The organism is Trichlorobacter sp. (genome assembly GCF_030247655.1).
Lineage (GTDB): Bacteria > Desulfobacterota > Desulfuromonadia > Geobacterales > Pseudopelobacteraceae > Trichlorobacter.
Genome location: NZ_JAOTRZ010000133.1, coordinates 1 through 7756, shown reverse-complemented (window position 1 = coordinate 7756; position 7756 = coordinate 1). Strand labels below are relative to the sequence as shown.

At 52.5% G+C, this 7756-nt stretch carries 7 protein-coding genes; 6 read left to right on the top strand and 1 reads right to left on the bottom strand.

Annotated elements, in window-relative coordinates; translation table 11 throughout:
- Positions 1 to 1337: 2-oxoacid:acceptor oxidoreductase family protein (locus tag OEL57_RS11390; RefSeq protein ID WP_300740656.1), on the bottom strand; the 1337-nt coding region annotated here is incomplete at its 3' end.
- A 202-nt stretch (positions 1338 to 1539) separates the two neighbouring features.
- On the opposite strand from OEL57_RS11390, the gene OEL57_RS11385 reads away from it, so the two are divergent.
- From OEL57_RS11385 to OEL57_RS11360, 6 genes are all read left to right on the top strand, one after another.
- On the top strand, positions 1540 to 2238 hold the full coding sequence (locus tag OEL57_RS11385) for a response regulator transcription factor (protein WP_300740655.1): 699 nt from the start codon (positions 1540 to 1542) through the stop codon (positions 2236 to 2238).
- Positions 2222 to 3589: an ATP-binding protein gene (locus tag OEL57_RS11380; RefSeq protein WP_300740654.1), complete on the top strand. Its 1368-nt coding sequence runs from the start codon at positions 2222 to 2224 to the stop codon at positions 3587 to 3589. Before OEL57_RS11385 ends, OEL57_RS11380 begins: the two co-directional genes overlap by 17 nt.
- A gap of 33 nt (positions 3590 to 3622) precedes the next feature.
- The gene (locus OEL57_RS11375; protein WP_300740653.1) at positions 3623 to 4369 is read left to right on the top strand and encodes an ABC transporter ATP-binding protein; all 747 of its coding nucleotides are present in this window, start codon (positions 3623 to 3625) and stop codon (positions 4367 to 4369) included.
- Between the two features lie 192 nt (positions 4370 to 4561).
- Positions 4562 to 4948 carry a GxxExxY protein gene (locus tag OEL57_RS11370; protein ID WP_300740652.1) on the top strand — a complete coding sequence of 129 codons (387 nt, stop codon included), beginning with the start codon at positions 4562 to 4564 and terminating at the stop codon, positions 4946 to 4948.
- A gap of 56 nt (positions 4949 to 5004) precedes the next feature.
- Positions 5005 to 5793, top strand: a complete 789-nt coding sequence (locus tag OEL57_RS11365; protein ID WP_300740651.1) for an ABC transporter permease — start codon at positions 5005 to 5007, stop codon at positions 5791 to 5793.
- 151 nt (positions 5794 to 5944) lie between these two features.
- The gene (locus tag OEL57_RS11360; RefSeq protein ID WP_300740650.1) at positions 5945 to 7387 is read left to right on the top strand and encodes a multiheme c-type cytochrome; all 1443 of its coding nucleotides are present in this window, start codon (positions 5945 to 5947) and stop codon (positions 7385 to 7387) included.
- The last annotated feature ends 369 nt before the right edge of the window (positions 7388 to 7756 follow it).

The window sequence follows — 7756 nt, the reverse complement described above, 5'->3', positions numbered from 1 at the left end:
GCCGGGGGGTTGGTACCGGGCAGGGGCCGGTAGCAGATGCGGTCTGCATCAATATCAGCATAGCGTTTCCACTCGCCCTGCAGACGGATAAGGTCGTCAGCAGAAAGCACCTTGCCCCGATCAAGTGGTCTCTCAGAATACGCAAACGGCTTTGTGGGCCAGAGATTCAGGCCCAGGTCAAGGTCACTCAGCACGATCACCAGGGTTTGCAACCGCTCAGCCAGATCAAGGGCTGTAAAGCCAAACTCGAAACATTCAGCCACGGAACCGGGGATCAGGCAGACATGCCTGCCATCACCATGTCCCAGGGTGTAGGCAGCCAGAATATCATCCTGGGCCGTACGTGTCGGCAGGCCGGTTGATGGTCCCATCCGCTGCACATCCCAGACCACTGCCGGTATTTCTGCAAAATAGGCATAGCCTGCGAATTCAGCCATCAGCGACAGCCCCGGCCCGGACGTTGCCGTCATGGCGCGGGCGCCTGCCCACCCTGCCCCAACCACCATCCCGATTACCGCCAGTTCATCCTCTGCCTGTATAATCGCATAGCTGGCGTTACCCTCAGCATCGCAACGCAGCTTTGGCAGATACTCGCTTACGTGATCTACAATGGATGTCGATGGGGTAATCGGATACCAGGCCACAAACTGTACCCCACCAAAGACCGCACCCAGCGCAGCAGCACTGTTGCCGTCAATCAAAAACGTCCCTTCAGTCCTGTTCATCGGCTCAATCTGAAACGGATCTGTTTTGGCAAGATGGAGCTTTGCCCAGTCATAGGAAGCTTTGGCTGTGGCAAAGTTCAGATCCATAGCTTTCTGCTTGCCCTGAAAATGGTATGACAACGCCGACTCAATCTCCTGCAGATCAATAGCCAGCAGACAGGCCAGTACGCCGACATAAACCATATTGGCAACATAGGCTTTCAGTCTGGCCTCTGCTCCAGACTGTTTCACCAGCTCATTGACCGGCATCGGATAAAAGGTCACATCGTCACGGCTAATCGGTAGTTGCAGATCATCCGGGTAGAGGCAGATACCACCTGATGCCAGGGTCTGAATATCTTCCTTGATCGAGTCCTTGTTAATTGCCACCACCACTTCGGCCTGTTCGCGCCGGCTGAGGTAGCTATCCTTGCTTACCCGAATGGTGAACCAGGTGGGCAGCCCCTGGATATTGGAAGGGAATATGTTTTTACCGCTGACCGGCACCCCCATCTTATGGATGGCCCGTAGCAGCGTATTGTTGGCGGTCTGGCTGCCAGCGCCATTGACGGTGGCTATTGTGATGGAAAAATCGTTAATGATCATGCCGGTACCTTTCTCGAATGTACTCACGATATGCTGCATAGCATAGCTTAAAACAAGAATAAATCCAGATGGCTTTGAATCAGGTATTCTAAACAGCCAGACAACCAGGCGAAACACTACGACCCAAAAGCACGTGTTAATGGGTAGCCTTTCTTACGAAAATGTCAGAATTCAGTCAGTTGCATTGTTGCCGTCTGCCTGCTACAAATGACACATTAAGGAGAATGCCATGCGCGTCCTGATTGTGGAAGACGAACGCAAAATTGCCGACGCTCTCAAGCGTGGCCTGGAGACTGAAGGCTATGAGGTTATCGCCGTTTCCAGCGGTGAAGAAGGATTCTTCTGTCTGAACAGTGAGTCATTTGATCTGATGCTGCTGGACCTGATGCTGCCAGGCCGTGACGGCCTTGAAGTGCTTAAAACCATACGGAATAAAGGCTTCTCCCTGCCGGTGCTGGTACTGACCGGGCGTGATACGGTAGAAGACCGGGTGCTGGGACTGGACAACGGAGCGGATGACTACCTGGTTAAACCGTTTGCTTTTCCAGAACTGCTTGCCCGGATGCGCCTGTTGCTTCGTCGAGGTAAACATGAAACAGAAAAACCACTGGCTCTTGCCGATCTTCAACTGCACCTGCCGACCCATCAGGCACTACGTAATGAGCAACTACTGGATCTAACCAGCCGTGAATTTGAACTGCTGGCCTATCTTCTGAAACACCAGGGCCATGTTGTTTCCCGAGAGATGCTGGCCCATGATGTCTGGAAGGTACGTGAACGCTCCACGCCACTGGACAATGTGATTGACGTCAACATTGCCCGCCTGCGTCGCAAGGTTGACGACCCTTTTCCCCTTAAGCTGATTCGCACCATCCGCGGTGTCGGCTTCATGGCAACTGCCAGTGACGATCATGCTGCGACTCAGTAACCTCCGCATTCGTTTTACACTGCTGTACGGTACCGCCTTGATCGCAACCGTACTGATCTTCTCTATCGGTATCTATGTTTTTGTGCAGAGGATGCTGATCAGCCAGATTAACAACCATCTGCATAAAGATCTGGCAACGGTGTCTGGCTATCTGCTCCACGACCAGGCCGGCCTGTTTAAACTGGCCAGCATGGGGCCGGTACATATATTCCGGGTACGAGACGGCAACCGTGACCTGGTTGTTTCAGAGGAGTGGAAAAACTCTGAACTTACCGGCCTGCTTGATGGGGGGGATCTTGCTGCACAGCCCAAATCAATCACAACACCGTCCAGACACCAGTATAGAATTCAGAGCCGATTGTTTCCCCTTGGCGAAAAACTGTATCAGGTGGTGGTGGCCCATGAAGAGAGCAACTACCAACGCACACTCAATACCCTGGCGTTGATAATCCTTTTGGCCTTTCCGGTATCTGTGGCGCTCTCACTGGTTGTCGGCTATCTGATTGCGGGACGGGTGCTTTCACCGATAACCACGATCACCGCAAAGGCGCAGGAGATAAGCGCTGAAAATCTCTCAGCTCGACTACCGGTAAATAACGAAGAAAACGAGTTTGCGACCCTGGCAACCGTCTTCAACCTGACCTTTAGCCGACTTGAAGAATCATTTGAGCGATTACGGTGCTTTACTGCCGACGCCTCCCATGAGCTACGTACACCTTTGACTGCCATCCGCAGCATTGGCGAAACCGCCTTGCAACAGCAGGATATCACCCCTGAATGCCGTGAAACCATTGGAAGTATGCTTGAGGAAACTGACCGTCTGGCGCAAACGGTTGAGTCACTATTATTGTTAAGCCGTGCTGACGGTAGCGCTCTTCACAAAGAGCCGGCTGAGCTTGGCAATCTTTTAGCAGATGTCATTGAATTTCTTTCTGTTCTGGCAGAAGAAAAACAACAGGAGATCAACTTTGAACGCCTGACGAGCCTTCACCTTTCAGCCGATGCCTGCATGCTGCGAAGGGCCTTTTTAAACCTGGTGGATAATGCAATTAAGTATTCGCCTGAACAGACTATCATCACGGTAAAACTGTTCAGAGAAGCTGATGGAAGCACGGCTGTAGAAGTTGGAGACAATGGCTCCGGCATCCCTGACACTGAAAAGGAAAAGGTTTTTAACCGGTTTTACCGTCTGGATAACGGCAGATCCCGGGAAAAGGGGGGCGCCGGGCTTGGATTATCCATCACCAAGGCCGCTATTGAGGCCCATGATGGCCTGGTAACAATTCTTGATAATCCTGTTGGCGGTGCCCTGTTCAGGGTTGTTTTCCCTTCTCCAAAACAAGACAGTTGATTCTGCTGCCAATGATCATGGTATAACAGCGCCATGGCACCTTCTCTCTCCACTCCACTACTTCAACTGCAGCAGCTGACAACAGCCAGAAATTTTCTGACTGACATCACCTGGTCATGTCAGGCCGGTGAATTAACAGCGGTTATCGGCCCGTCCGGTGGCGGCAAAAGCTCTTTGATCCGGTTGATCAACCGGCTGGAAGATCCGTCAGACGGCCAGATTCTTCTGGCAGGTCAGGACATCCGTGAACTGCCCCCTCCCCTGTTACGGCAACGGGTGGGTATGATGCTGCAAAAGGCCTTTATGTTTGAAGGTACGGTACTGGATAACCTGCAACAACCGTTCAGATACCGCAAAGAAGCGTTGCCCGGAGCAGAGCATCCGAATCTACTACGCAGTATCGGTCTTGCCCGCCTTTCACCTGACTATCTGCAGCGGGATGCCCGCACCCTTTCCGGCGGTGAACAGCAGCGGGTCAACCTGGCCCGGGCCCTGATCAACCGGCCGGAACTGCTGTTGCTGGATGAACCGACCAGCGCCCTTGACCGTCCCACCACCGACAGCCTGGGACAGACCCTGCTGGAAATCTGCCGATCTGAAGGACTGGCCGTGATCATGGTCACCCACGACCTGCGACTGGCACGGCGTATCAGCGACCAGACCATCTATCTTGAAGCAGGACGGATTGTGGAGGCAGGTAAAACAGCTGAGCTGTTTGCACGGCCGCAGAGTGAAGATCTGCGGACATTTCTTGCCGAACCGGAAGAGCAAGAAGCATGACTCACGCAACGGCGCAACGACGCTACGGAAAACCAAAACAAAGAGACATAATTCAGAAAACAGAAAACACTCACGAAGGCAAGCAAATATAACTTATAAATTCATACAGTTTATAGAACTCATTCTTAGCATTTTTTATTGCGTTGCATCGTTGCGCCGTTGCGTGAAATCTAATTTTAAGGGCTAATCGATATGCATGAAAATGAACTTGCCGCACAAGTCATGGATGCCTCTTTTCTGATCCACCGTGAACTTGGCCCAGGTCTGCTGGAAAGTGTTTATGAAGCCGTGTTGGCAAAGCTGTTGTCTGACAAGGGACTGTTTGTTGAGCGGCAGATAGCGGTACCGGTCATGTTTCAGGGACTTACTTTTGATGAAGGGTTCCGTGCAGATCTGATTGTGGAAAACAAACTGATCCTCGAATTAAAATCTGTCGAACGGTTGCAACCAGTCCATAGCAAACAGCTCCTGACCTATCTTCGTCTAACAGGCTGCAAACTGGGATTACTGATCAATTTCGGCGACAATCTTCTGAAGGATGGCATCAAACGGGTAGCAAACGGTATGCCTGCAATATAGCCTTTCGTCGCGTCGTTGCGCCGTTGCGTGAAACCTGATTTTCAAGGACTATTCAGATGTCAGACAAAACCTTGCTACACCTTAACCTGATCCAGCTGGTCTACGCCTATGCCCTGATCCTGCTTTCGGTCAGTCTGGCCCGTTTCAGACAGATCGGCCAGGAGCGTCAGATGCTCTGGGCCTCAATCCGGATGGTGGTGCAGCTGCTGGCTGTCGGCTACCTGCTGCAGCTGGTATTTACAGTCCGTTCGCCTCTGATGGTAATCCTGATTCTGCTGACCATGACCGGGTTTTCTCTGCAGGTAATGGGCTCACGCATCAAACGCCGCATGCCCCATTTTTACCGGATCATGGGCAGCTCCATCATGATCGGCTGCGGCGGGGTTACCTTCTACTTCTGCCTGCTGGTGGTGGGCTATACCCCCTGGTACGACCCGCGCTACCTGATCCCCCTGGCCGGTATGATTATCGGCAACTCCATGAACGGCGCCAGTCTGGCAGCAGAACGACTGACTTCCGAGATGCGGGAACGTCACGATGAGCTGGAAACCGCCCTCTGCCTGGGGGCAACCGCCCGTCAGGCGGCTGAACCGGCCCTGCGCACCGCCTACCGGGCCGCCCTGATCCCCACCATGAACACTATGGCTGCCACCGGCATTGTGGCCCTGCCCGGTATGATGACCGGCCAGATCCTGTCCGGCACCGAACCGATGCTGGCAGTGCGCTACCAGATCGCCATCATGTGCGCTATTACCGCCAGCGTGGCCATCACCGCCTTCCTGATCCTGCTGCAGGGCTACCGTGGTTACTTTACCCAGGCTGACCAGCTTCGTAACACACCATAATTCTTACAACATTTCCTCTTCTATTTTCTGACAAACTTGTCAGGAAAGCGTCAGTTGCCCTTTGCCAACCTTACCGGTAATCATAACGTTACAATAACGTACCATCAGATGTTTATCCGGCATACATCATCAGGCAAAGGAGGAAGCACTAATGTACAGAACCGTATTGGCATCAGTTGCAACCCTGCTGCTGGCAGCTTTACCGGCCATTGCAGCGGACTACCCGGACAAGAAGCAGGCAGATATTGCCAAGAATGGCACCTATGTCGGTAGTGACAGCTGTGTGACCTGCCATGGCGATATCCACGCCAACTGGGAAAAAACCCGACACACCCAAAAGGCCCGCAAAGGACCTGCCATGGGCAAAGACTTCTCCAGCAGTGTCTACAAATGGGTACAACGTGACTGGGACAAACTGGATAGTCACATGATTCTTGACCAAAAAGACAAGACCACCAACTACGTTACGGTTCGCAAATACAAACTGGAGGAAGTCGGTTATGTAGTTGGCCAGATTCGCAAGCAACGCTATGCAGTGTACTATGACGGCTCCCCCATGGAGGCCTACCTGCAGACTACCAAAGATGGCGGTATTTCCTGGACGATTGACAAGAGCAAAACTGTTCAGTATTCCGGCAACAAGGAACGGGCTGGCTGGAAATTCCTGACCCTTGAGATGAAGCCTAAGGATGGCGAATTTAACAAGAACAGCTATGGTGAGTTTTATTCATGGCAGGAACGCTGTATCGGCTGCCACACTACCGGTTTTGATGTCAAGGCCTGGACCAAGGCCAAGGCAGACTTTGTGGCTGGTAAACGTGCTGACCTGAAGGATATTTTTGTGGCAGACACCCGCGTAGGCTGCGAATCCTGCCACGGACCAGGTGCCGTACATGCCAAGGATCCATCAAAAGCCAATATTATCAATCCGACCAAGATCACAGATGTTGAAGCCCGCAAGATGGTCTGTGAACAGTGCCACACCCGTACCGCCAAAAACCTGCACCATAAGGGAGCCAACGACCTGCGCGGTTACCGGATTGGTGATAAGTACAGCGACCATGCAGAGTATACCCGTCCTGCCTGGGGCAAAGGCAATCGTCAGACATCCATTGACGGCAAAGGCCGCCGTGACCACCAGATGGATATGGATATTCGGCTTTCAGCAACCATTAAAGGTGCCCACAGTGCTCACGCAAAGATGGCCTGCTTTGACTGCCACGACTCCCACAACATCGGAACCGGCAAGGCCAGCAAAGTGCTGAAGCTGTCTGCCAAGGACACCTGCGCCAAGTGCCATGGTGACAAGGCTGAAGCATACCTGAAAGTACTGGATGGTAGTAAGGGCTGGGCCAAGTACGGCTACGGTGACTGGGCCAACGAAGGTGGACGCGCCTATCCCCGCCAACATATGTTTAACAAGGATGCACAAGGCCGTTCCTATGGAGTGACACCGGACAAGTACCACTGGGCGCTTAAGGAGGCCGGCGACACCAAGAAGCAGGATGACTGGTCAGCCATCTGGCCCTGGGAAAAGGAAGCCTTTGAGAAGAAGGGGATGAAGGTTGCCATCGGCGCAACTCCCTGGAAGTAGCTTAATCCCTTAAGTTTACACAAAACAGCCGCCCCTGGTTTCCGGGAGCGGCTGTTTTGTGTGTTCTTTATAATTTCATCACAGCCTCTTTAATCAATCCGCAAAGGTGAGCTGCTCCAAAGCTTGCGCTGAAAAGTCCAAAAGTCCCAGGTCCACTCTGCGTGAACGTTGGTCTCGAGGGTAAAATGCCGAGCTTTCCGGTTTGCCATCAGACTTGATTGGTACGGTCAAAACCTTGCCTGATTTAGTGGAACATGGCTCCGGGTAAGGATCAACCCCAATGGCGATAACTGGCCCCAGCACCGTAAAAGCATGTTGCTAATAGTCACAAATTCCAGACAAAAAAAAGGTTACAGACATAATCTGCAA